Genomic DNA, 24,916 nt, shown 5'->3' with positions numbered 1-24,916 from the left:
AATGTCAGAATATATGAAAACAAAATATTTAGCAATTCTGCTGTGTGCGGCGTTTGTTTTACCCGGCTGCAACGATTCGTTCCTCGACAGAATCCCGTTGGACGAACTTACCGATGAAACATATTGGGAAACCGAGGAACATTTGATATTGGCATCTAATGCCTGCGTCAATTATTTGAGAGGAAAAAGCAGGAGTGTCGATATGGAATTTTTGGGAGATAATGTTTTTCGTGAACGTTCGTCGGAATACAAGACTCTCGGGAGTGGAAATTTTACGAGTGATTTGTCGGTTATCAATTCGGAGTGGACGACCGATTATGACGGTATCAGACGTTGTAATCACTTTCTTGAAAATTACGAACGTGCTCAAAAGGTTTCTGCATCTGTAAGAGAAAGATATGCCGGAGAAGCCATTTTCATAAGAGCCTATTTGTACAGTTATCTGGTGAATTGCTTTGGCGATGTACCCCGTGTAACCAATACGATAGATGTGGGAGACGATGAACTTTATGGCTCCCGTACCGATAAGGAAACCATGATCGAGTGGATTCTTGATGAGTTTGACCGGGCAGCTGTGGTATTGCCTTATGCTAAGGATTTGAAAGATAGCGAACTCGGTCGTCCCACAAAAGAGGCTGCTTGGGCGTTTAGTTCTCGGTTTGCGTTGTACCACGAGCGTTGGGACAAGGCTGTTTCTTCGGCAGAAGAGGTAATGACTGCCGGTTTTCATAAATTGTACGATAACGGGAATCCCGAAACGACTTATAACGAGTTGTTTACTTTGGCTGCCAATCCGGTGACTAATAAGAACAACCGGGAGTTTATCGTTACTCGTCTGTATAGTGAGGAAGCCAATCAAACTCATAACCTCAGCCGGGAATTGCAAGTTCCCAACGAGGAGGCTCGTTATGCGCCCACTCGTTCGCTCATGGATGCCTATTTGTGTAATGGGCTTCCCATAACTTTGCCGGCGAGCCGTTACCGCGAGAATACCCACGAAGCTATCTTCAATAATCGGGATCCACGTATGGCGCAGACGATTTTGAAACCCGGAGCGAAGTGGGGCGGATATCCCGGTAAGACTACCTATGAACAGCCTAAGTTCTCGAATTCGGCTACCAGTTGCCGCACGACGACAGGTTGGTATTTTACGAAATTTGTCGAACTCTCCGCAATCTCTCGTTATAACAAAGACCAGAACGCCATTCCGTTGATGCGTTACGCCGAGGTCTTATTGAACTGGATCGAAGCGAAGGAGATGAGGGGCGATGCAATAACTCAACCGGATATAGATAAGTCGATAAACCTTCTTAGAGACCGGGTTGGAGCAGACAAGATGGTATTGACCAAATTGAATGCTTACGGGCTGAATCTGAGAGACGAAATTCGTCGGGAACGTCGGGTCGAACTGGCTCTCGAAGGGGAGCGCTATTTCGATTTGTTACGTTGGAAACAAGGAGATTTGTTGGCGAAAGATGTAACCGGTATGCGTAAGAGTACGGTTCCGCCCAGTGAATATGTTTATGTCGAAGATATTCCTACCGATGATAAAGGGAATTTGATTTTGATGACGGGGCGTACTTTCTCTGATATGAAAAATTATTTATGGCCGATTCCGTTCACACAAACGCAACGCAATCCCAATTTGCTCCCTAATAATCCCGGTTGGGAATAAGGATAGCTTTCACAATTAATGTTATCTATATATGAAAACTCATTTTAAATTCATTTTGTGCTTCGTTGGAATTTTATCGATAACTGCTTGCGGTTCGTCCGACCCGGATTTGCCGGGTTCGGGCGGGACCGGCGGTGACGATGAAACTCTGGTCACGTTGGCTGGCGACCGTTCGTTTTCTCTTCTGTCGTTGAGTGCCGGTAAAGGGTTGGCATCTGGGACGTATAATATCCAGCCGTTAGCGGCATTTATTCAGGAAAATAATACCGATGTCGTAGCATTGCAAGATGTGGATTTTGGGACTGCCCGCACGGGAAAAAAGAATCTGGTTGGCGAGGTCGCTTACCGTTGTAGCAAGGACGGTCAACGCCGGCAGGGGATATTCGCCTCTACCGGTCGGGAAGATGGCGGAGAAACAGGAGTGGCTTTGTTTGTCCGGGAATGTTTTTATGGTACGAATAAAGTGAATTTGAACGATGAATTGGTATTGCTTACTGTTCCTTATGAATTGGGTTCGGGCGAGACGGTTCTTATCGCTACATGCCAGTTCGATAAGGAAGATGCCAATAAACGGGTGCGTCAGGCCGAAGCTCTTGCCGCTTATGCCGACCAAGTAAAGCAAAACATCGTTATTTGTGCTTCTGTCTATGAAAATGAATCGGGGAATGTATTCAATATTTTGAAGAAGAAGTATCGCCGTTCCTGCAAGTTCTCTTCGGAAAATACATATCCTGCCGTTCAACCCGAATCGAGATTCGATTATGTGTTGACTCCTTTGTCTCAGAATTGGGGAACACAGGCGGTTCAGATTAAGGGAGATCAAACCGTTTCGGATCATAAGGCTCTATTCTTGCGTATAGGATTAAAATAAAGAGCAGATGAAAAAGTATAATTATTTCGGCAGAGTATCCGGCTGGGGAATATGTATGCTATTTCTCCTCACAGGGCTCTTTACCGGTTGTTCTGAAAACGAAGAAGACTATCCGAAGGGACAAAGACCTGCTGGCATTGAGTCGGTTAGGAAGGTAGCTTGCATAGGGAACAGTATAACCTATGGGGCGAGACAGTTTTTAAACGATAGGGAAAAAGAGTGCTACCCGGCTTTGTTGGGTAATATGTTGGGAGAGGGTTTCGAGGTCGCCAACTTTGGGTGTAGTGGCACAACTCTTTTGAAGAATGGCAATTCTCCATATTGGAATACCAAAGAATATACCAATGCCAAAGCATTCTTACCCAATATTGTCATTGTAAAATTGGGCTCGAATGATTCAAAGTCGGGCAATTGGTCTAGTCATGGCTCCGAATTTGAGTCCGATCTCACGGATTTGGTCCTTTCCTTACGGAGTCTGTCAACTCGTCCGAGGGTCTTTTTGTGTACGCCGGCCATAGCGTATAGCAACTCGTTCGGAATAGACGACGGTATCATAACGAGCGAAATTATTCCGGCTATTCAGCGGGTTGCCGAAGCTCAGAATCTCACGGTCATAGATTTGCATACGGCTTTGCGGGGGTATGGAGATTTGTTTCTTGATGGAGTCCACCCCGGATTGGAAGGAAACAGAGTAATAGCGACCATCATTTACGATGTGTTGGCAAAAGAATATTCTTTGAATAAATAATAAATAGAATGAATCATGAAAAAAATTATATCGATACTGTTAGGAATATGTTTGTGTGGAGGCGTGTTTGCCCAGACTCAACTGAAAATAATCTCGTTTAATATCCATGCAGGTTATGATGCCCCTATCGCCGACATCGCTGCTTTCATTAAGGAACAAGATCCCGATATCGTGGCTTTGCAGGAAGTAGAATACTATACGAATCGAACAGGGGCGAATACGCCGAGGCCGATCAATAACAATATCAATATGTTGAATGAGTTGGCCTATTTAACAGGCATGCATGGAATGTTTTATGTAACTCTCGAAAAATGCTACGGCGGTAAATTCGGTAACGCTATTTTGAGTAAACACAGTTTTGACGAGACTCGTAGAATTATGTTGCCATGTGCGGCCGGTACAGAGCAACGTAATGCCGCCATTGCCGATATAAAGCTCCCCGACGGGACCGAGTTTTCGATTGTCGACACTCACATCGATATGTCTAAATTGGACAACGGCATGTCGCAAATTAAAGAAGTTAACCGTATTCCGCAGTTGGGAAAACATTATATTGTAGCCGGGGACATGAACCGTCGGGTAGGAACTGCCGAGATTAACGAATTGTCCAGCGTATGGACGTTGGCTCTCAGTCGGGAGTTCGATCATATCGGTTACTATCCGGCCAATGGGTGGGTGGTAAAAGAAACGAAAGTCTTTTCCGATAACCAGTTGTCCGACCATTATCCCATTATGGTTACCCTCGAATTTGTCAAATAACGATGTAGATAAAAGTGTATCATGTTATAATATTCAAAAATTAATTTTAATCGTCGTCTAATTAATTTCTATTAAAAACATTAAGCTATGAAACTAAGAAAAATTTACACAAGTGCAGGAATCTTGCTGCTCTCTTTATTTTGTATTGGAGATGCGGTAGCGAAAGACGCTAAGTTTGAAACAGGTGTTTCTTTCGGTAGTACAGGAGCCGATGAGCCTTACAGCTCTCTGACGGATAAAGACGGAAATTATTATATTTCGGGTATGTGCCGTGGAGATGTGGAGTTTGCCGATGGAGCTACGATTAAAGGTCGTGGCGGTATGGATGCCGTTATCGTGAAATATGATGCCGAACTTAATTTTTTGTGGGCAAGAGCCGTGGGTGGCAGTAAAGACGATACTTTCGAACGCATTGCAGTTACCTCTGCGGGCGATATTGTCGCTGTCGGTAAAATATCGGGTGATGTTACTATCGACGGTACGGACCAGACGTTGAGCGGTACGCAATCTACCGACGGGTGTATCGTCGTTTATGATAAGGACGGTAATTATAAATCGTCGGCTCAGATAAAAGCGGCGGGAGCATCTTTGTGCTATTCGGTGGCTGTGGACAAGAGCGACAATATTTTTGTGACGGGATCGACTGTCGGAGCGACCGATTTCGGAAATGAGAAAACCGTGACAATCGAGGGAAGTAATTCGGGAACATTCTTGGCTTGCTATAATAATTCTTTGGTCTGCCAGTGGGCTATTGCCGGTTCAAGCCCCGTTCAATCCTATGGCTGGGCCGTGAATTTCGATAAAGAAGAGAATATACTGCTTACCGGACGTTTCGGAACGACGTTCACAATCACCGGGACCGACGGGGAAGCGCTGACGACTGCCGTGGGCTCGGAATCTTCGCAAGACACCTATGTGGCTAAATTGTCTCACGAAGGTGTGGGACAATGGATTACGTATGTAACGAATTCCAATCGTATCGATACCCGTTCGATAGACTCCGACTCACAAGGAAATGTTTATATTTGGGGACATTGTCAGTCGGCGGTTACTCCCGAAGGACAGTCTCCTCTTGGATTTAACGGGAATTTCGATTCGTTTTTGATTAAATACTCGTCTGCCGGAGCCTATTTGGACGGTATGAATCTCGGTGGGAGCGGTCGTGATGAAGCTAAATCTCTATTTGTCGATGCAGACGACAATATTTATGTCGCCGGTAATGTGAACGGCGACGGCTCGAAAGGAGGAACTGCCGTGAATATGAATCCTCGGGGAGAATCCAAAGATTATACGTTCAAAGGTCATGACGGTTATGTCGCTAAATATAACGGTTCTACATGGGAACTTATGCAACTGGAAAAAACGGTTACGCCCGATAATGCCAATCAGCACGAAGTCGCTTGGTGTGTAACGATGTCTCCCGATTACAATAAGGTGTATGTAACCGGATATTTTAATAATGGCGCCACCGTTTTTGACGGGGCTTCGCTCACTCTTCCGTTTGTACGGGATTATGATATTTATACGGTTCTATATTCCTATACCTTAATGGTAAAGACCAAAACGTTGGAGCCGGGTGTAGCCAATGAGCCTTATTACAGCAATATCGTTGTGGATAATGTAGAGGGTGCAGTGAAGTTCGAAATCGTTTCTGGCGCGCTTCCCGACGGTATTACGTTAAGTAAAGACGGTGCTTTTGCCGGTACACCGACGAAGAACGGTTCTTATACGTTCACCGTCAAAATTTCCGATGACGTTTCTTCTATTCAAAAAGAATACACGTTGGTTATTAAATCGGGAGAAGGTTGCGATGTATTCATCGTTACCGATCAGTGTCCCGATGCATACATAGGTTATCCCTATTCGCTCCAACTCGAAATAGAAGGTGAAGGTATTACCTGCGCTCTTACCGGAGGCTCGTTGCCGGTCGGCCTTTCTTTGTCGCCCGAAGGATTGATTTCCGGGACTCCGGCAGAATCCAACGAACCGGGAATTTGCAGTTTTACGGTGAAAGCTACCGGAGCATCGGGTTGTGACGATGAATTGGAATTGTCGATGATACTTTCCGACGAAACTCCCAGTGGAATAAACCGTGTAAGTCTCGATTCGTTCCAAGTCTATCCTACGGTTTCTTATGGAGAAATTACGTTGAAAGCCGACTTCGGTAAGGATATGAAGGCTCGGGTAGCTGTCGTGACTCCACTCGGAACTTGTGTATGGGAAAAAACATATTACGTTGTACAACTCGATGAGGTAATTTCTACTGCCGATATGCAACCGGGAGTTTATTATCTGGTATTATCGACGGAAGAGGGTAAATCGACCAAGCCTTTTATTGTAAAGAGATAAGTAATCGAAAACTTTTTTCGAGATGACTCCGGTTCCTTTGAACCGGGGCCGGAGTTATCTTGTATTCATATAATTGATAGAAATGAAAAGAAGTGAATTTTTAAGGTTGATGGGAGCCACTACGGTTGCAGCCGCTCTTTCCGATTTTCAGGCGATATCGCAGACTGTCGGAACGTTGAAGGGTGGAACGGTCGGGGCAGACAATTTAGCCGACGAACTCTCGTCCGATCTGGAAAGTCAAGAGGCTGTGGTTGATAAACCGGTTACAGCGATTGTGATTGGAGCCGGAGCCCGTGGAAGAACGTATGCCAGTTACTCGGAACATTATCCTAACTCTTTGAAAATCGTAGGTGTAGCCGACATCAATACAGAGCGTAAGGAGTATATGAAGAATCTGTATCGTATCCCCGATGAGCACTGTTTCAGCGATTGGAAAGAAGTATTCAATGTCCCTAAATTTGCCGATGCAGTTATCATCGCCACACCCGATAACTTGCATTATGCGCCGGCTTTAAAGGCTATGGCTGCCGGATACGATTTGTTGTTGGAGAAACCTGTCGCCCAGTCGATAAAAGAGTGTACGGATATTTTGAAATACGCCAAGCGCTATGACCGTATTGTAGGCATTTGCCACGTCTTGCGGTATGCCCCTTATTTCATTGCGCTTAAAAAGGTATTGGATTCGGGTAAAATCGGTGAGTTGGTCAGCATACAACATATGGAATGTATTCGTTATCACCACATGGCCCATTCCTATGTACGAGGAAACTGGAAAAGCTCGAAGGACACGACTCCCATCATTATCGCGAAATCGTGCCACGATATGGATATGATGCGGTGGCTTGTGAACAAACCCTGCAAATCGGTATCGGCTTATGGAGGTTTGAAACTGTTCAAGAGGGAGAATGCGCCCGACGGTTCTACCGAGCGTTGTCTCGATTGTCCGGTAGAATCGCAGTGTCCTTATTCTGCCAAGAAGATATATTTGCAGAGGAGGCAATTCCTGTATGTGTTCGATATTCCCGATAACGATTGTAAAAACCACAAGTACGACAGCTTGATTCTCGATAAGCTCAGAACCTCCGATTATGGTCGATGTGTTTATCGATGCGATAACGATCAATGCGACCATTTCGTGGCATCGCTCGAATTCGATAACAATATTACCGGAGCCTTCTCGATGGAAGCCTTTACGGCTACCGGTGGCCGTCTTACCCGTATTATGGGAACGAAAGGCTGGATCGAGGGAGATATGAAAAAATTTACTGTAACCGATTTTCTGACAAATAAGAAATTGGTTTGGAATAAAGATATATCTTCTTTGCCGGGATATGAAGGTCATGCCGGTGGCGATTTCGGGATAGTGAAAGACTTTGTGCTGGCCGTCGCTCATAGAGATACTTCCTATTTGACCAGTACCATCGACCTTTCCATTGAAAGCCATGTGATGGGCTTCTTGGCCGAAAAGAGCCGGGTGCTGAAAAAGAGAATCGATATGTAGGCATGAGTAACGGACCGTTAAAAAAATGTGATATGTGAATTTTAAGGTGCAAATTGAGTTTTCAAAAGATGGATAAGCGATGACGAGCCGGGCACATTGTGATAATGTGTCCGGCTTTTTATGTGTAAGATTTTATGTTACAGAGGTTTGATGACGGCTTGGGATAGATGAGCTTGGTTCATGTCTTCTTCTTTTTTTTTTAAGTGAAAAAAATAGATTTTTTCACTAGGGATAAAACCCTTTTATCGGTTATATAATATATAATGAAATTGTACACATCTAAAAACAGCACATAATAAAATTATATAAAAGACAACCGTTCGTTACTAATATCATCAAAAAAATAAACAAATACATTAATGATCCATTAAAAACACTCTGTGTATGAAAAAATCTTTATTTAATTCGTTACTGTTAGTAGCAAGTCTACTTGTTTCAAATTTATCCGTAGCTCAGGTTACTCCTATTTCAGGGGCCGTCGAACCCGAAATAAGCACAGCGGAATCCCCCAAATGGTATACAATGATGTCGTCCCACCTCACGGCTACCGATCGACAAAACCGATTTATGAAATGGGACGGTTCGAGATTATGTACCGACCAGCTAACCACACCGCCAACCGACGATGCTTACATCTGGCGTTTGGAAAAAGCGGACGGAGGCGACAATTACTGCGTACTGGTTCATTCGAGCGGTATGCGTATTGTTGTTCCAGTAGAAGCTACCGCTACCAATAATACGATGTTAGAGATGAGTGCAGACGAGGGTGCTGTTTGGGTACTGGCCACATCTGCTTCCACGGGACAATCGCAGTGTGCCGATAAACAATACTGTCTGGATTACACCGGGATTTCGGGAGCCGCTTATCTGAACGCAGCAGATACAGGATGGGATTACGGTGTAACCGTTTATGAAATGGGTACACACCAAGCCTCGGGCTGGTTTTTCTATCCGGCTCAATATACTCCTCCGGTGGCAACCAAAACCGTCTCAGTAAAATCGGCAGATTCGTCAAAAGGGTCGGTATCCATAGAAGGAAAAGAGTCGACAAGTGTCGAAGTTCCTGAAACGGAAGCTCTTATCGTAAAAGCGACCGCAGCCGACAACTATATGTTTTACAGATGGGTGGAAGAGGGAACTGAAACTGCTATAAGTTACAGACACACTTATTCTTACGAAGGAACAGAAGACAAAACTCTCGTCGCCGAATTCGTCGAAAAGGATTATCCCATCATGACCCGTTTCTACGTCACGGACCTTAATCAACAGAACCGTTATTTAGGCTCTGTTTCTTATACCGCAGGCGATAATACCGAGACTCTGTTCACCTGCGCAACCCAAGAAGAACTCCCCTTCACCGAATATAAAAAACTACATACACCACAAGTAGAAGGAGCTGTTATCGACAAGACCGAAAATCCGATCCGCCTCGAAGAGGGTGTTGAAAACTTCTCCATGAATTTCAAGCAGTATAACGAGGATATCACCTATAACAACGGATATAGAGACATCGTATGCGAGCCTGAAATCGTCTGGTCTTACCAAACACTCTACATAGACTGGAACAGCGATAAAGAATTCAGCGGCGAAAACGAGATTTACGCTGCCGTAGGCAATAACTCAGGCGACAATACTTTCGACGATCCTGACGGTAATGTTACAGAAGGTTGGGACAGAACGATAACCGTTCCGGCCGAAACCGCTCCCGGAACCTATCGCATGCGCGTCGTTTACATGGGACCCGATCCCTGGTCCAGCGATTGGCCCTCGAAAGTCTTCACCGAATTCTATAACGAGATAAGAAACGGTATTGCCTATGATTTTGAAATCGCTATCTCTCCTGCATCGGGAATCGAAGGAGTAGCTTCCGGTAAAGTTTATTACGATGCTCACGCCGGACTCTTGATTTCCACCAATCCCACCCAAGCCACCGTTTATAATTTGTCGGGACAGATTGTCTTGCAAGTAGACAATGCAACGGAAATCTCTGTATCGACCCTCGAAAAAGGTGTGTATGTCGCAAATGTAGGCGGAGAAATGATCAAATTCATTAAATAACTTTGATATAAAAGCATAGGATAAAATTATATTGTCCTATGCTTTTGTATTTATATCCAATAGATAAGACATGAATATATTCTTTAAATTTCTGGCAGCGGCCACCGTTGCTACAATGACAATACCGGCAATAGCCGCCGACGATTCGAGTAACGACTACATTTCATCGAACCCTTTCGAAACCATGATACGGCTGGGGCGTATCAGCGAAAAAAGCCCCGTATACCAAATGCCGGCCGGATCTGCCAACGGAGGCTATATCTCTTCGGCAACGACCTCGGGCGATGCTGTCATCTACCCGTTGGGATATGCAAAACCGAACTCTCCCGGCAGTTATTTCGCCATAGTGTCGAAAGAGACTTCCTTATTGATCGCGGGCGAAACTTTCGAGTTCAATGCGACTATGACCGTCGATCCGTCGAACTATACCCTCTCGACTTACACCGACTGGAACCGCGACGGTGTATTCGAAAAGGAATCACGACCCGCCCAAGTAGCAGCCTCCACCAAAAGTTTCGTACAGACCATAGCGATACCCGAAAACGCAGAACTCGGAAAAACTCGCATACGCATAAGAATAGAATCGACAACCCCCTCCTCGGCCGATGCCTCGATTAGCGGACGGGTATATGATTTCGTAGTGTATGTTTTGGAAGCATCGGATAGAACCGACCGCTTTATAAGCGTATCATCGAACAACGACGAACTGGGAACTGCCATTATCGAAACACCGGCAAACGACGCCGGCCGTTACGAAATAGGGACACAAGTCACCGTAAAAGCTATTATCAATGAAAATTCGGAGTCTGCCATAGAATTCAAAGGTTGGCAAGAGGGAAACGAAATCGTGAGTGAAGAATCGGTCTACACATTTACCGTAACGAAAAGTACGAGCCTGATAGCCATATTCGAAGCCGCTGTTCCCGTATTAGCCACCCCCGAAATAAGCACAGCCGAAGACCCGATTTGGTATCAAATCATGAATGCTCACACCGACACCAACCGAAAAGAGAGATATATCGCCTATGATACGAACACTGGTGGGGATTATTCCACCGCACTGAGGGTGGAAAAACCGGCGAACCAAACAGACAAATTTCTCTGGCGGTTGGAAGATGCCGGAAATAATCGGGTATATATCGTAAACAAAGGGACGAACTTGCAAATATCCGGGTCGAAAGTCTTAGAAAAAGAATATTTTACCGCTTCTACTCTCGGGAGTCAATTCACAATCGAATCCAGCGGTCATGAAAACGGGAGCTACTCTATCAAGTACGAAGGCGACAATTCCTATCTGTTAAACGCCCAAGACGGTACATGGGGAGTCGTTCTATACAACGCCGGTATAGGAACAGGTTCGGGGTGGTATTTTTATCGAGTGCCTTTAAAAACCCCCACAGGAATTGAAAACGGAGACAGAAGCGTAGCACCCAAAGCTCACCTCTACGACGGACGACTGAGCATAACCGGACTGAACGGACGCAACACGATCAAAGCAGTGAGCCTCTCCGGCCAACTGTTAGGAAATTACTTTTCTGCCGATACCGTCTTCGAAGGGGAATTGAAATATCCCGAAAGATTTATCGTCTTAGTCATCGAACCGGAAAACGGGAAAACGACCACACTCAAACTTCTCGATAGCAAACTTTAAACACCTTTATAAAACGTATGAATACCAATAAATTTATATACCCTGCAAGCAGCCTGCTCCTTACTTCGGGTTTGTGCTTCGCCCAAGAAAGAGATGCTGTCGCCACAACAGAACGCCCCAATGTCATTTACTTGCTTTGCGACGACATGGGATACAGCGATATAGAGGCCTACGGCCAACAAATGATATCGACTCCCAATCTGAACAGGCTCGTAAATAAAGGCATGAGTTTCACTCAATTTTATGCAAGTACAGCCGTAAGCGCTCCATCAAGAGCTTCGTTGATGACCGGGCAACACACCGGACATACCAAAATACGGGGAAATAAAGAAATACAACCTGAAGGACAAGAGCCTCTCGATCCGAACGTAGAAACGTTGGGACATCTGTTTCAACAAAACGGATATGTGACAGGTTGTTTCGGTAAATGGGGTATGGGTTATCCCGGTTCGGGCGGAGAAGCTAACAAGATGGGATTCGACGTATTTTACGGATACAACTGTCAGCGTAAAGCGCACTCTTACTACCCGGAGTATTTGTGGAACAACCAAGAAAAAGAGTATCAAAACGGACGTTATTCGCAAGATGCCATACACGAACATGCGATGAAATTCATCGAAGACAATAAGGACAAGGCATTTTTCGGTTATTTCACATATACGATTCCCCATGCCGAACTGTGTCAGCCGCAAGACAGTATCGTCGATATGTATAAAGGTAAATTTCAAGAGCCCCACCCGTGGTACGACAACGGAGATTATGGTACAGCAACTAATCCCCGCGCACAATTTGCGGCTATGATTACCCGATTGGACACGTATGTGGGACAAATCATCGATAAACTGGAAGAGCTGGGTATCTCCGAAAAGACTTTATTTATATTCACGAGCGATAACGGCCCTCATAACGAGGGAGGAGCAGATCCGACTTTCTTCAACACAGAGGAACGACTGAGAGGATTGAAACGAGCTTTGTACGAGGGCGGTATGCGCGTGCCTTATATCGCCTATTGGCCGGGGACTATCGAAGCCGGCTCTATAAGCGACTTGATGGCAGCCGGCTGGGATATGATGCCTACTTTCGTAGAATTGTTGGGTGAAGATACGAATTGGCGCGAAGAGGCGATGGACGGGTTGTCTATACTCCCTACTCTGACCGGAAAGGGGGAACAACGGCAACATGACTTCTTGTATTGGGAGTTCCACGAGGAAAACGGTCGCCAAGCCGTAAGAGCCGGAGATTGGAAACTGATTCGACAAAATATCAAAAACGGAAACCCGACTCATGAGTTGTACAACATTGCCGAAGACCCGCATGAAGACAATAATTTAGCTAATACTTATCCCGACAAAGTGGAAGAGTTGAAAGTCATTATGGATCGGGAGCATATACACTCCGACATATTTAACTTCGGACGTTGATTTACCGGTTCCCGTATAATATAAAGATAAAAATAGCGGCTTCTCGTAAGAAGTCGCTATTTTTATAACAGGATTCCACAGGTTCGACAACGCTGTTTATTCGATATTTTTATTCAGTTTATTCCATTCCGAAACCGGAGGAATGATTCCCATCGATATCACCTCATCACGCAAATCGCACAAATGCTTATAACTGCGCTCCAATTCTTTATCTTCCTCCGGCGTACCATACACCGGGTTATAATGTACTCCCGAACGATCGAGAATCGTCTCCATCGCCATAAGTATGTGGTTGAATTTCCCGTCAGACAAATAAACACCTGCCGGCCACGTGAAAGGATTTCCACCCATTGCCGCAGCAATCATCTCGATAGAAAGATAGGCCGGGCTCTGAAAAGAAGAGCGTCCTCGCAAATCGATAATGTGTTTGCCTCCTTGAACGACTTGCTGGCGTATCTTCTCCCAGTCTTCGGCCGGTAATTTTTCCGTTCCGATAAGCTCGGCGAGCGGAGTTCCTTTTACTTTTGTCGTCGAAGCAAAAACCGCCATTTGCTCGCCATGCCCTCCATAGGTACGGCAATTTTCGATTTCATCGGCCACCGCATGGAAATATTTTGCCAGCTCGCTCTGCAAACGCGTACTATCGAGCGCCGCAAGCGTAGATACCTGAGACGGTTTCAAACCCGAATAAAGCAATACGATCAACCCCGTAATATCGGCCGGATTGAAAACGACGACCACATGTTTCACATCGGGACAATAGCTGCGTATATCCTTACCGAATCGAGCGGCAATTTCGGCATTTCCTTTCAATAAATCCTCTCTTGTCATTCCTGCTTTGCGAGCAGCCCCTCCGGAAGATACGATATACGAGGCTCCCGTAAGAGCTTCTTTCACGTCACTCGTGAAGGTTATATCTACCCCTTTAAATGCACAATGACGTAATTCCTCGGCAACACCTTCCAATGCCGGAGCATAAGGGTCATACAAACATAAATGAGGTGTCAAACGCATCATCAATGCAGTCTGTGCCATATTCGAACCGATCATACCGGCAGCACCCACGATCGTGAGCTTTTCATTCGTCAAAAATTCCATATTCGTTATATTTAAATGATGAGTTTTCTTTATTCCGTTACAAATATAACAAGCGAAACCTGATTTTGATTATCATTCTTTTTTACCATTCATAACAAAAGGTTATCGGTATAAACAGTCCCGTGGTTAAAAACGAATACAATACATTCATTATAAGACATATACAAATTAAGCCACGACCATTTTTCCGTCACGCGACCCATATAATTTTCTGCCGAGACATTTGGAAAATCGACTGTATTTTCCTATATTCGCATATCGTTATCTCGAAAACACGATTGAAGATATCATAATAAAAGAATACCATGACTTATTACAGCGAAACACCGAGAGAGGGTATCAGCCTCCCGGACGGTACATTCAAAGGAGTTCTCAAAGATGGTAAACCCAGTTGGGGCACACTTACCGACCTCTGCGGGATTATATACGAAGGAGAGTTTCAAGACGGAAAAATACAAGGCAAAGGTATAATGACATTCCCGGAAGGACAACGATATGAAGGAGATTTCGTCAATGAAAAGTTCGAGGGATCCGGTATGTATACTTGGCCAAACGGAAACCGATACGAAGGCCAATTTGCAAACGGCAAATTCGAAGGTCGCGGTATCTACACGTGGGCAAACGGAGAACGCTACGAAGGTGATTTCGTAAACGGAGAACAACATGGGAAAGGCGTTTTTACATGGTCGGACGGCTGTTGCTACGAAGGAGATTACGATCACGGGAAACAGACCGGGAAAGGGGTCTATACCCAGAGAGACGGAGAATGTTACAGAGGAGACTTTGTCGACGGCTTACCCTCTGGAAGAGGTTTCTTTTTCTGGGCCGACGGAGATCGCTATGAAGGAGATTTTATCGAAGGAAAACGTACCGGAAAAGGTGTTTTCATTCACAAAGGCGGGGAATGTTACTACGGCGATTTCGTAGAAGGGATAAGTCATGGAAAAGGGATCTATATATGGACTGACGGAGAGCGATACGAAGGAGACTTCGTAAACGGGCAATGTACCGGAAAGGGTGTATTCTTCTACAAAAACGGGAACCGATACGAAGGTGATTTCGTCAATGGCTGTAAAGAAGGCTATGGAACCATGTACTATCCGGACGGTCGATATGACTCCGGTCAATGGCATGACGACAACTTCATGGGATAAAAACAGAACCCAAGAACTTGTTTTAGTTACCCGCCTTGCTCTCCGCAGAATACCCGAATCTTTCAAAAACATGAATAATTTAATACACTTTTTTTACTCGGTTTGCTAAATAATCTGTACTTTTGTACAAAAATTAGGAAATGGGAAAAGAAACATCTGAAAGAATACAGACTTCCGTGCTCAATGCAGCAGAGAAAAAAGTTTTGGTTTGGCTGGCTCAACGACAACCGGCATGGGTTACTTCGGACTTCCTCACATACACCGGTGTAGTAGGAGCTCTCGTATGCGCAGTGGGATTCATATTGGCTCATATAGATAAAAACTACCTGTGGATTTCTTCTCTCGGGTTGGTGATTAACTGGTATGGCGACAGCCTCGATGGCACTCTTGCCAGAGTAAGGAATGCACAAAGACCCGTTTATGGATTTTTTATCGACCATACGCTCGATGCCGTCACCATTTGTATCATGTGTATCGGAGCCGGTCTTTCGCCCATGTTCAGGCTCGATGTAGCGATGTTGGTATTAGTGGGCTATTTGGTTCTTTCTATTTATACGTATATCTCGACAATCCTAAGCGGTAAGTTCCTGCTCACTTACGGCAGCCTCGGGCCAACTGAATTCCGATTGATCGTCATTCTTATCAACACGGTGTTCATGTATACTTCCCTCTCGGAAATAAAGTGGACCATCGAAGGACAAACATTGGGCATATTCGATGTAGCCGGATTGTTCATTGCCTGCTTCTTGTTCGTGGCATGGTTGGTTCAATTCATCACCGACCGTCGCGTTTTGTCCAAACAAGATCCATTGAAACCCTATTCTCCTAAAAAATAATAAAGATACGGTGTTAAAGCTGCGTATTTACCTACAATTCGTAGTCAGTCGGCTATTGGGCACAGGTGTCGATACCTTGATACTGTGGATATGCTCGACTTTTATATTCAGCAGCTACTGGGAGGTATATGTCCTTTCACCTATCATCAGTTTTGAATTTGCCGTATTGAGCAATTTCCTATGTTCTTATTTTTGGATATGGAAAAGTAGAATCGGCCGTCGTTCGACGTCTGATTTCTGTATTCGTTTTCTCATGTTCAATCTTTCATCGGGAGCCGGCTTCTTAATGAAAATGTTTTTTCTACTCATTTTCCAAAAGATATTCGGTTGGGACGTTATCTATTGTAATCTTGCCGCCCTGCTTATTTCGGGATTGTTCAACTATTTCGTAGCGGATATGCTGGTATTCAAATCGCGCAAACGGGTGAAAGTCGAAAGTTTCGACAGCAACGATTGCTGAATACAGCACCCTACATAAACCCATAAAGCTCTTCCTTTTCGGTGAATTAAGCCTAAATCCCCCTACAAAATTCGCCTCCAAAAAGAATCTTATTTCTATTCCAAGCCCGTCTCGACTTGTTGCTAAGCAGGGGAATTTTTGTATGTTTTATTTCTCCCTCGTCCTGTGGTACACTCCACCTCATTTATGATAAACAAAAGGTGGACGAGACTTAACTCCACTGCCGGTATTTTCTACCTCCTCTATTAAATTAACCCTTCCGTCACTACGTGCCACCTCCCCTATATTTTTGCGTTGCAAAAACACCCCGTAATACTACGGGACACAGCAGGGAGGAGGGTAAATAACCCTCTATTCATTGCAGAGAAGTGCACCTATATCGCTTTGCGACACCCCGTAATGCCACGGGGCACGACAGCGGAGGAGTGTGAAATTTTAGTAGATGGGATAGGGAGAGAATTGATAAAGTTGTATAAAAACGAAAGGGAAGCAAAAAATTTGCTTCCCTTTCGAGTGATTGAGTTGGGATTCGAACCCAAGACCCACAGCTTAGAAGGCTGTTGCTCTATCCAGCTGAGCTACTCAACCGACCTTTTATGAAAAAGTGCTGCAAAGTTAGGGATATTTCGGGATATTCCAAATATATGTATCCTATTTTTTGTAGACCTCATATAAAATAGAAGTATCAGAAAGGATACCCTACCGTGAAATGAAACGCAGAATCTCGTTTGAAGTTTTGCGAAGCAATTGCCCAATGGTCTTGTCCGGCCGCCGGATTATAGGCTTTCATTCCCATGTCGAAGCGAAGTAAGAAATAACTGAAATCCAGACGGATTCCCAATCCATAGGCCAACGCGATTTCCTTATAAAACGAATCCAGTCGGAACTGACCGCCGGGCTGTGATTCGTAATCACGAATCGTCCAAATATTACCGGCATCGATAAAAGCTCCCAACTCTACTTTCCAAAATAGTTTGGTGCGATATTCAAGATTTATATCGAGGCGTATATCTCCACATTGATTGATAAATTCGGATACAGAATTATTGCCGTTATAACTACCGGGACCGAGCGTTCTTACCGACCACCCCCGCACACTGTTGGCTCCACCCGAATAGTAGCGTTTCTCAAAAGGTAAAATATCGGAATTCCCATAGGGTATGCCTATTCCTCCGCCTACATGAAAAGCAATAGAGTTTCGCTCGTCAATCAAATGAGTAAAACTATAATCGAAATCGAATTTAGCATACTGGGAATATCGGATACCAAAAATCTTGTATCCCCCATCGGGCTCTTTCGAGGTAAGTTTGGAAAAGGCATTGAGCACGTTGCCCGCTATTTCTCCCGCAGCCCTCAACGTATAGACATTGGTGCGACGCTGCACCGGATTGGAGGGATTGAGATTGGAGCAATAAAAGGTATACCCCATACGCATGATGAAGTGATCCTCGTAACTGTATCGTAAAAGCGGATTATCGGGGGCTATGTTTTCGAGAAATCCGTCGGTCTTACGGGGCAAATAGACATAATTTATATCCAACAGGTCGTAGTTGTGACGGTAGAATCCCCGGTTGGTCGTCCACTTATATTTCCAAGCTGCTCCCCAAATGACTCGCGTATACTCGGGACGTTGCTGGAAATTAAGGTTTATACTATATTCGGTGCTAGCCTTCATACGCCGCCGAAAATCGGTACGCAAAAATGGGAAAAGAAATTTGGGATAAGTAACACCTATCTCCCCTCCCAACTCGGTATATCGGTCGTTGATGAGTCCGCTCAAATCGCCCGACAAACTTTCATAAGCACCGCGCACCTTAGCCGAAAAAGTTTCGGAACCCTTGAAGATATTACGATGTTGATAAGTAGCTCCCACGGCAAAACCTAAATCGCCCTCGGAATTAGTACCTTCCAATTCGAGCGAGACAGACTGCGGCTTATCCTTGCTGAGCAAGATATAGCAATCCAATTGATTTACACCTTCGTCGTTCCGACCGGCCGGCTCGAAGCGAATATTGACATATTTGACAATACGCAATCTCCCGAATGCCGTATAGGTATTGTCCACATCTCGACTACTGAACAACAACCCCGGACGAATGAAACAATTCTCCACCAATGTTTCCCGTCGAATATAAGGGCGATCGCCTTCCACGAAATAATAATTCTTATATGTACCGGCATTGGCAACATCGATTTGGTCGGTCGCCGTCGGGTCATAAGACAACACAAAATAGATTTTCCTCATATAGTACCGTTCGTACGGACGATACCCCGAAGCATTGGCAACAGACTCAGGAACAAGATTCATAGTGAGATCGACTGCTTTCGAACGGTCGGCGGTATCCGCCGTATAGGTAATCAGTTCTTTATTAAAAGCATAAAAGCCATCGCGCCGCAACATATCGGAAATACGTTGCCTTTCCTCGTCCAACACATTTCTATCGAAATTCGATCCTTTCTTCAAAAGCGAATGAGAGACATATTGCCGCTCGACAAGCCGGGAAATCGTATCGTTTGAAATACGATAGTCTATATCGTCTATGTAATGCGGCGTATTTGCCGAGACTCGATAGAACACGTCCATACGTTTACCTTTCGAAACCGTATCGACATCGACCCGAGCAGCCATGTACCCCTTATTATTCATGGCCTTCTCCATTTGCATACGAGAATTTTCTATCAAAACCGGGTCGTAAATTATCGGGGGTGTACCGGCATTCCTTACCCAGCGGTTATACCATTTGGTCGAATCGTTTCCCGACAAATTATATAGCCCGAGCGTAAAGCGGAACAACCCGAACATACGGTGATTAGGCTCTTGACGCAAATAGGATTTCAAATCGGAAGGTTTCACCGACTTATCATCGGTCTCTATCTTTACATGGTCGAGCAGATAGCTACCGTCCGGGACATGGCGGGTAGGACTACACGCAACCAGAACAATACCGACGATCGCTCCTAAACTTGCCTTTATAACTCGACGAATTTTCAACGCTTCTCCGATAACTTGATTTTTTCTCGATGGATAAAACCTTGCAAATATACACTTTATTTTTTTCAATTCCAGCCATTCCTTAGGCAGAAGCAAGAAGACAAAAATTAACCGGGTTTCAATCACACAGTTATACGATGTTTTTTATTTTCATTTATTACATTAAACTCCGTAAATACAAGCAATTTAAAATAGTAAACATATATTTTCTTTCAAATTATTTGTTTATATCACAAAATAGTTATACATTTGCAACATCATAAACAATATTTATTGTGATAATTATGTTACTACACGTCATTTCTCTATCGGTCATTAGCGAGCTTCTTGTCGTGAGTCGGTAAGGTGGAAAGGCGTATGTAGTTACTTCTCATAGAATGTTAAATTAGAGTAATTGTAAAAACCTTTCCACACTGCGGAAAGGTTTTTCTTTTAATTAGTACAGATTATGAAACATCAATTGCGGAGTGCGACGAGCACTGGCGGAAGGAGAATGGCAGGAGCGAGAGCTCTATGGAGAGCCAACGGCATGAAAGAAACGGAGATGGGAAACCCCATCATCGCAATCGTCAATTCGTTCACCCAATTCGTTCCCGGCCATGTACATCTGCATGAAATAGGGCAAACGGTAAAAAAAGAAATCGAGAAATCAGGATGCTTTGCTGCCGAATTCAACACGATCGCTATCGACGACGGCATAGCTATGGGACATGACGGCATGCTTTATTCCCTTCCCTCCCGCGACCTCATCGCCGACAGCGTCGAATATATGGTCAATGCACACAAGGCCGATGCCATGATCTGTATCAGTAATTGCGATAAAATCACACCGGGCATGCTCATGGCGGCCATGCGGCTCAACATTCCTACCATCTTCGTATCGGGAGGTCCTATGGAAGCGGGGCAGCTCGATGGAAAAGGACTCGATTTAATCGATGCCATGGTCGAATCGGCCGACGAAACCATAAGCGATGAACAAGTGCGCCGAGTAGAACATGCCGCATGCCCTACCTGCGGTTCCTGCTCGGGCATGTTTACCGCCAACTCCATGAACTGCCTCAACGAAGCCATCGGTCTAGCTCTTCCCGGAAACGGTACTGTCGTAGCGACCCACCGCAACAGGGAACAATTATTCATACAAGCTGCCCGACAAATCGTGGAGAACTGCCGGGCTTATTACCAAGACGGCGATGAAAGCGTATTGCCCCGTAACATCGCTACTCGCGCGGCATTCCTCAATGCGATGACTCTCGATATTGCCATGGGGGGCTCTACCAACACGGTATTGCACCTGCTCGCCATAGCCCAAGAGGCCGGAGTAGACTTTACGATACAAGACATAGACACCCTGTCCCGCAAGTCGCCGGTGCTTTGTAAAGTAGCACCCAATTCGCACTATCACATACAAGACGTGAACCGTGCGGGAGGTATTCTCTCGATTCTCGCCATACTCGAAAAAGAGGGGCTGATAGACACATCTGTCCGTCGAGTAGATCGACTGTCCTTAACCGAAGCCATCGAACTGTATGCGATACGAAACGGAACATGTCCCCCCGAAGCGGAAAGGCTTTGGAAAAGCGCACCGGGCAACCGGTTCAACCTCGTGATGGGCTCTCAGGAAAACTATTACGACAAGCTCGATACCGACCGTTCGAAAGGGTGTATTCGCGATTTCGAACACGCTTATGTCAAAGACGGTGGACTGGCCGTACTTTTCGGTAATATCGCCCAAGACGGCTGTATCGTTAAAACAGCCGGAGTGGACGAAAACATTTTCCGCTTCAAAGGAAGAGCCAAAGTATTCGAATCGCAAGAAGAGGCTTGCGAAGGCATACTCGGCGGGAAAGTGAAGAGCGGAGACGTGGTCGTCATCATCTACGAAGGACCCAAAGGAGGCCCCGGCATGCAAGAGATGCTCTACCCTACCTCGTATATCAAATCGAAACACCTCGGCAAAGCCTGTGCCCTCATTACAGACGGGCGTTTCTCAGGAGGGACATCGGGACTTTCCATCGGACATATCTCGCCCGAAGCAGCTGCCGGCGGAAACATAGGATTAGTGCGGAACGGCGACCTCATCGAAATAGACATTCCCAACCGCAGCATCAACCTGCTTATCGAAGAAACAGAAATGGAACGTCGCAGAGCAGAAGAAAATACCCGGGGAAAAGAGGCATTCACCCCTCGACACAGAACACGAAACATATCGAAAGCCTTGCAAGCCTATGCTGCCTTAGTAAGCTCGGCCGACAAAGGTGCTGTACGAATTATCTAAGAAACAGAGTCCCAATTGTACAAAACGACTATGGCAACAGAGAAAATAAGCGGAGCGGAAGCGCTCATCAAATCGCTCATCGCAGAAAAGACAGAGTATATATTCGGATATCCGGGAGGAGCCATCATGCCCGTATTCGATGTTCTCTACGATTATCGAGACAAATTGAAACATATCCTCGTGAGACACGAACAAGGAGCTACACATGCCGCACAAGGGTACGCACGAGTATCGGGGAAGACCGGAGTCGTCATGGTCACCTCGGGTCCCGCCGCCACCAATATCATCACGGGGCTCTCGGATGCCATGATGGACAGCACGCCGCTCATCGTCATCACCGGGCAGGTCGCCTCTCCCCTATTGGGCTCGGACGCTTTTCAGGAAACCGATGTCGTAGGAATCACCCAGCCGGTGACCAAATGGAGTTACCAGATACGTCACAGCGAAGAAATAGCTTGGGCGGTAGCAAGAGCTTTTTATATCGCCGGGAACGGCCGTCCGGGTCCCGTGGTTCTCGACATTGCCAAAGATGCCCAAACGGGAATGACCGAATTCGACTACAAGCCCTGTCAATTCATTCGCAGCTACAACCCTTATCCCGACATACAACCCGGCGAAATAGAGGAAGCTGCCCGGCTTATCAACCAGTCTCGCAAACCGTTCATACTCGCCGGTCAGGGGGTAATTATCTCCCATGCTGAAAAGGAATTGTCGGAACTGGCCGAAAAAGCCGATATACCGGTAGGTTGCACTCTGTTGGGATTATCGGCAATACCGACCGGCCACCCCCTATACAAAGGCATGTTAGGCATGCACGGCAGCATAGCCGCCAACATCAAGACCAACGAATGCGACCTGCTCATCGCCATCGGCATGCGGTTCGACGACCGAGTAACGGGCGACTTGAAACAATATGCCCGACAAGCCAAAGTAATTCACATAGACATCGACCCGTCGGAATTCAACAAAAACGTGAAGTGCGATGTATCGGTACTGGGTGATGCCCGTGCCGTATTGCAAAAGCTGAATGAAAAAATCGCTCCCGCCGAACACTCCGAATGGATAGAATCTTTCTGTGTGTGTGAAAAGGTGGAAAAAGAAAAGGTCATAGAACCGGAGATACACCCCCGGAAACCATTGATGAATATGGGAGAGGTCGCCCGAAAGGTATCCGAAGCCACGGGCAACGACAGTATTCTCGTGACCGACGTAGGACAAAACCAAATGCTATCGGCCCGATATTACCGGTTCAAAAGCTCCCGCAGTATCGTTACCTCCGGCGGATTGGGCACTATGGGGTTCGGCCTTCCCGCCGCTATCGGAGCCAAGATAGGCAATCCCGACCGCACGGTCTGCTTTTTTACCGGAGACGGAGGACTGCAAATGACAATCGAAGAACTGGGTACAATCATGCAATATGGTATCGATGTGAAGATCATTATTCTCAATAATAATTTCTTGGGTATGGTAAAACAATGGCAAGACCTGTTCTTCGACCATCGCTACTCCGAAACCCCAATGCTGAATCCCGATTTTACGGGCGTGGCGGCAGCTTACGGCATAGCCGGCGAAAGGGTCGCCACCCGCGAAGAACTCGACTCTGCCATACGACGTATGCTCGACCACCGCGGAGCTTACCTGCTCGATGTACAAATAGACCCGGATTGCATGGTATTCCCGATGACTCCCGCCGGGAGCTGTGTAACCCATATCATGCTCAACGCCACTGAAAAATATTAAGACCGATATGACTCAACAGACATTATATACCGTAACCGTTTATTCTGAAAACCAAGTAGGATTGCTGAATCAGATTTCGATTATCTTTACACGCCGACAGCTCAATATCGAGAGCCTGTCGGTATCGGGATCAGCTATCGAAGGTGTACACAAATTTACCATCACGACATACAGCGACCGCGAAACGATGGAAAAACTGGTCAAGCAGATAGAAAAACGAATAGACGTATTACGCGCCTTCTTTTATACCGATGACGAAATCATTTTTCAAGAGGTCGCACTTTACAAGGTTCCTACCGACAAACTATTGGACGACAGGAGCATCGAAGATTTGATTCGCAAACACAATGCCCGCATTTTGGAAGTAAACCGCACATATACCGTCATCGAGAAATCGGGCCACCCCGACGAAACTCAATCTCTGTTCGAAGAACTGAGTCGATACGATGTTATGCAATTCGTCCGGTCGGGACGTGTCGCCATAACCAAATCGACCGTCGAGCACGTAAGCATATTCCTACAAGAACAACAATACCGACAAAACCAACTATGAAAGAAAAAGAAGAACAATCCAAACGACAAACAGAACCGGTCTACTCCAAAACTTATACCGTAGAGCCGGCCGAAGGAAACGGTCAACAGGAGTTGCCGCTCACCCTGCTCGCCAAACGAATACTCGAAGTGGCTACGTTACATGCCGAATCGTGGGGCGTGGGATACAGTACGCTCATCAAAAACCGGCAAGTATGGGTACTTTCCCGGCTCACCGTCGAAATGTACCGTTATCCGCTCATCAACGAGCATTATACTTTACAAACATGGATCGAAGGGTATAACAAGCATTTTTCATCGAGAAACTTCGCCATACTGGGAGAGGACGGCTCTCCCTGCGGATATGCCCGCACGATTTGGGTCGTTATCGATTTGGATAGTCGCACATCGGTAGATATAAGTCAATTCGAATATATCGCCGAGAACATATCGGACAAAGCATGTCCCATCGAAAAGCAATCGAGAGTACGCGATGTACATGACGAAAATGCAGTAATCTATCCTGTGACTTATAACGATATAGATTTGAACCGACACGTCAACAGTGTGAAATACATCGAGCACGAACTCGACCTTTTCCCTTTCGAACGGTATGACAAACAACGTATCCGACGATTCGAGATAAGCTATGCCAACGAAGCTCGATACGGTTCTACCCTGCAACTGCTGAAAGAGGAAGAAGCACCGGATCATTTTACCTTAGAAATACGGGACGACCAAACCGTGTACTGCAAAGGAAGAATCATATTTGAAAACAGATAAAACCAATTTAATTA

General features: G+C 45.6%; 18 protein-coding genes and 1 tRNA gene. 16 read left to right on the top strand and 3 right to left on the bottom strand.

Annotated features, from left to right (window positions below; all coding sequences use genetic code 11):
- Positions 1-13: 13 nt before the first annotated feature.
- The 9 genes from QVD32_RS02850 to QVD32_RS02810 all read left to right on the top strand — a co-directional run bounded on the left by QVD32_RS02850 (position 14) and on the right by QVD32_RS02810 (position 13,033).
- Entirely contained in the window at positions 14-1,675 is a 1,662-nt protein-coding gene (locus tag QVD32_RS02850) for a RagB/SusD family nutrient uptake outer membrane protein (protein WP_021891668.1), read from the top strand.
- A 31-nt stretch (positions 1,676-1,706) separates the two neighbouring features.
- Complete coding sequence (locus QVD32_RS02845) at positions 1,707-2,546, top strand: exonuclease/endonuclease/phosphatase family protein (protein WP_021891667.1); 840 nt, start codon at positions 1,707-1,709, stop codon at positions 2,544-2,546.
- A 7-nt stretch (positions 2,547-2,553) separates the two neighbouring features.
- Positions 2,554-3,294: a GDSL-type esterase/lipase family protein gene (locus QVD32_RS02840; RefSeq protein WP_021891666.1), complete on the top strand. Its 741-nt coding sequence runs from the start codon at positions 2,554-2,556 to the stop codon at positions 3,292-3,294.
- Between the two features lie 15 nt (positions 3,295-3,309).
- Positions 3,310-4,053: an endonuclease/exonuclease/phosphatase family protein gene (locus QVD32_RS02835; protein WP_021891665.1), complete on the top strand. Its 744-nt coding sequence runs from the start codon at positions 3,310-3,312 to the stop codon at positions 4,051-4,053.
- Positions 4,054-4,140: 87 nt separating this feature from the next.
- Positions 4,141-6,402 carry a putative Ig domain-containing protein gene (locus QVD32_RS02830; protein ID WP_021891664.1) on the top strand — a complete coding sequence of 754 codons (2,262 nt, stop codon included), beginning with the start codon at positions 4,141-4,143 and terminating at the stop codon, positions 6,400-6,402.
- Between the two features lie 82 nt (positions 6,403-6,484).
- Positions 6,485-7,903 (top strand): Gfo/Idh/MocA family protein, encoded by a 1,419-nt coding sequence (locus tag QVD32_RS02825; protein WP_252206111.1) that lies wholly within the window; start codon positions 6,485-6,487, stop codon positions 7,901-7,903.
- 384 nt (positions 7,904-8,287) lie between these two features.
- On the top strand, positions 8,288-9,961 hold the full coding sequence (locus QVD32_RS02820; protein ID WP_118687311.1) for a T9SS type A sorting domain-containing protein: 1,674 nt from the start codon (positions 8,288-8,290) through the stop codon (positions 9,959-9,961).
- A gap of 70 nt (positions 9,962-10,031) precedes the next feature.
- Positions 10,032-11,612, top strand: a complete 1,581-nt coding sequence (locus QVD32_RS02815) for a GEVED domain-containing protein (RefSeq protein ID WP_118687312.1) — start codon at positions 10,032-10,034, stop codon at positions 11,610-11,612.
- Between the two features lie 17 nt (positions 11,613-11,629).
- Positions 11,630-13,033, top strand: a complete 1,404-nt coding sequence (locus tag QVD32_RS02810) for an arylsulfatase (RefSeq protein ID WP_021892750.1) — start codon at positions 11,630-11,632, stop codon at positions 13,031-13,033.
- Between the two features lie 96 nt (positions 13,034-13,129).
- Here QVD32_RS02810 and QVD32_RS02805 read toward each other — a convergent pair whose 3' ends face one another.
- Positions 13,130-14,131 (bottom strand): malate dehydrogenase, encoded by a 1,002-nt coding sequence (locus QVD32_RS02805; RefSeq protein WP_046417132.1) that lies wholly within the window; start codon positions 14,129-14,131, stop codon positions 13,130-13,132.
- 305 nt (positions 14,132-14,436) lie between these two features.
- On the opposite strand from QVD32_RS02805, the gene QVD32_RS02800 reads away from it, so the two are divergent.
- From QVD32_RS02800 to QVD32_RS02790, 3 genes are all read left to right on the top strand, one after another.
- A complete protein-coding gene (locus tag QVD32_RS02800) occupies positions 14,437-15,285 on the top strand; it encodes an MORN repeat-containing protein (protein WP_021891270.1) in 849 nt (282 codons plus the stop codon).
- A gap of 140 nt (positions 15,286-15,425) precedes the next feature.
- Positions 15,426-16,121, top strand: coding sequence for a CDP-alcohol phosphatidyltransferase family protein (locus tag QVD32_RS02795; RefSeq protein ID WP_021891271.1), 696 nt, complete (start codon positions 15,426-15,428; stop codon positions 16,119-16,121).
- Between the two features lie 10 nt (positions 16,122-16,131).
- Positions 16,132-16,581 carry a GtrA family protein gene (locus tag QVD32_RS02790; protein WP_008861496.1) on the top strand — a complete coding sequence of 150 codons (450 nt, stop codon included), beginning with the start codon at positions 16,132-16,134 and terminating at the stop codon, positions 16,579-16,581.
- Between the two features lie 514 nt (positions 16,582-17,095).
- On the opposite strand, the gene QVD32_RS02785 is transcribed toward QVD32_RS02790, so the two are convergent.
- Together QVD32_RS02785 and tamL are read right to left on the bottom strand one after the other, a co-directional pair.
- A tRNA-Arg gene (locus tag QVD32_RS02785) sits at positions 17,096-17,169 on the bottom strand.
- Positions 17,170-17,266: 97 nt separating this feature from the next.
- Entirely contained in the window at positions 17,267-19,699 is a 2,433-nt protein-coding gene (tamL, locus tag QVD32_RS02780; protein WP_271696620.1) for a translocation and assembly module lipoprotein TamL, read from the bottom strand.
- 322 nt (positions 19,700-20,021) lie between these two features.
- Here tamL and ilvD point away from each other — a divergent pair, with 322 nt between their 5' ends.
- The 4 genes from ilvD to QVD32_RS02760 are packed head-to-tail and all read left to right on the top strand — an operon-like array spanning position 20,022 to position 24,902.
- A complete protein-coding gene (gene ilvD / locus QVD32_RS02775) occupies positions 20,022-21,848 on the top strand; it encodes a dihydroxy-acid dehydratase (protein WP_118687313.1) in 1,827 nt (608 codons plus the stop codon).
- A 30-nt stretch (positions 21,849-21,878) separates the two neighbouring features.
- A complete protein-coding gene (ilvB, locus tag QVD32_RS02770; protein ID WP_118687314.1) occupies positions 21,879-23,588 on the top strand; it encodes a biosynthetic-type acetolactate synthase large subunit in 1,710 nt (569 codons plus the stop codon).
- Between the two features lie 7 nt (positions 23,589-23,595).
- The gene (ilvN, locus tag QVD32_RS02765) at positions 23,596-24,141 is read left to right on the top strand and encodes an acetolactate synthase small subunit (RefSeq protein ID WP_008861492.1); all 546 of its coding nucleotides are present in this window, start codon (positions 23,596-23,598) and stop codon (positions 24,139-24,141) included.
- Positions 24,138-24,902 (top strand): acyl-[acyl-carrier-protein] thioesterase, encoded by a 765-nt coding sequence (locus QVD32_RS02760; RefSeq protein WP_008861491.1) that lies wholly within the window; start codon positions 24,138-24,140, stop codon positions 24,900-24,902. Before ilvN ends, QVD32_RS02760 begins: the two co-directional genes overlap by 4 nt.
- The last annotated feature ends 14 nt before the right edge of the window (positions 24,903-24,916 follow it).

This window comes from Barnesiella sp., assembly GCF_022723415.1.
Taxonomy (GTDB): domain Bacteria; phylum Bacteroidota; class Bacteroidia; order Bacteroidales; family Barnesiellaceae; genus Barnesiella; species Barnesiella intestinihominis.
This window is presented reverse-complemented; position numbering and strand designations above follow the sequence as displayed.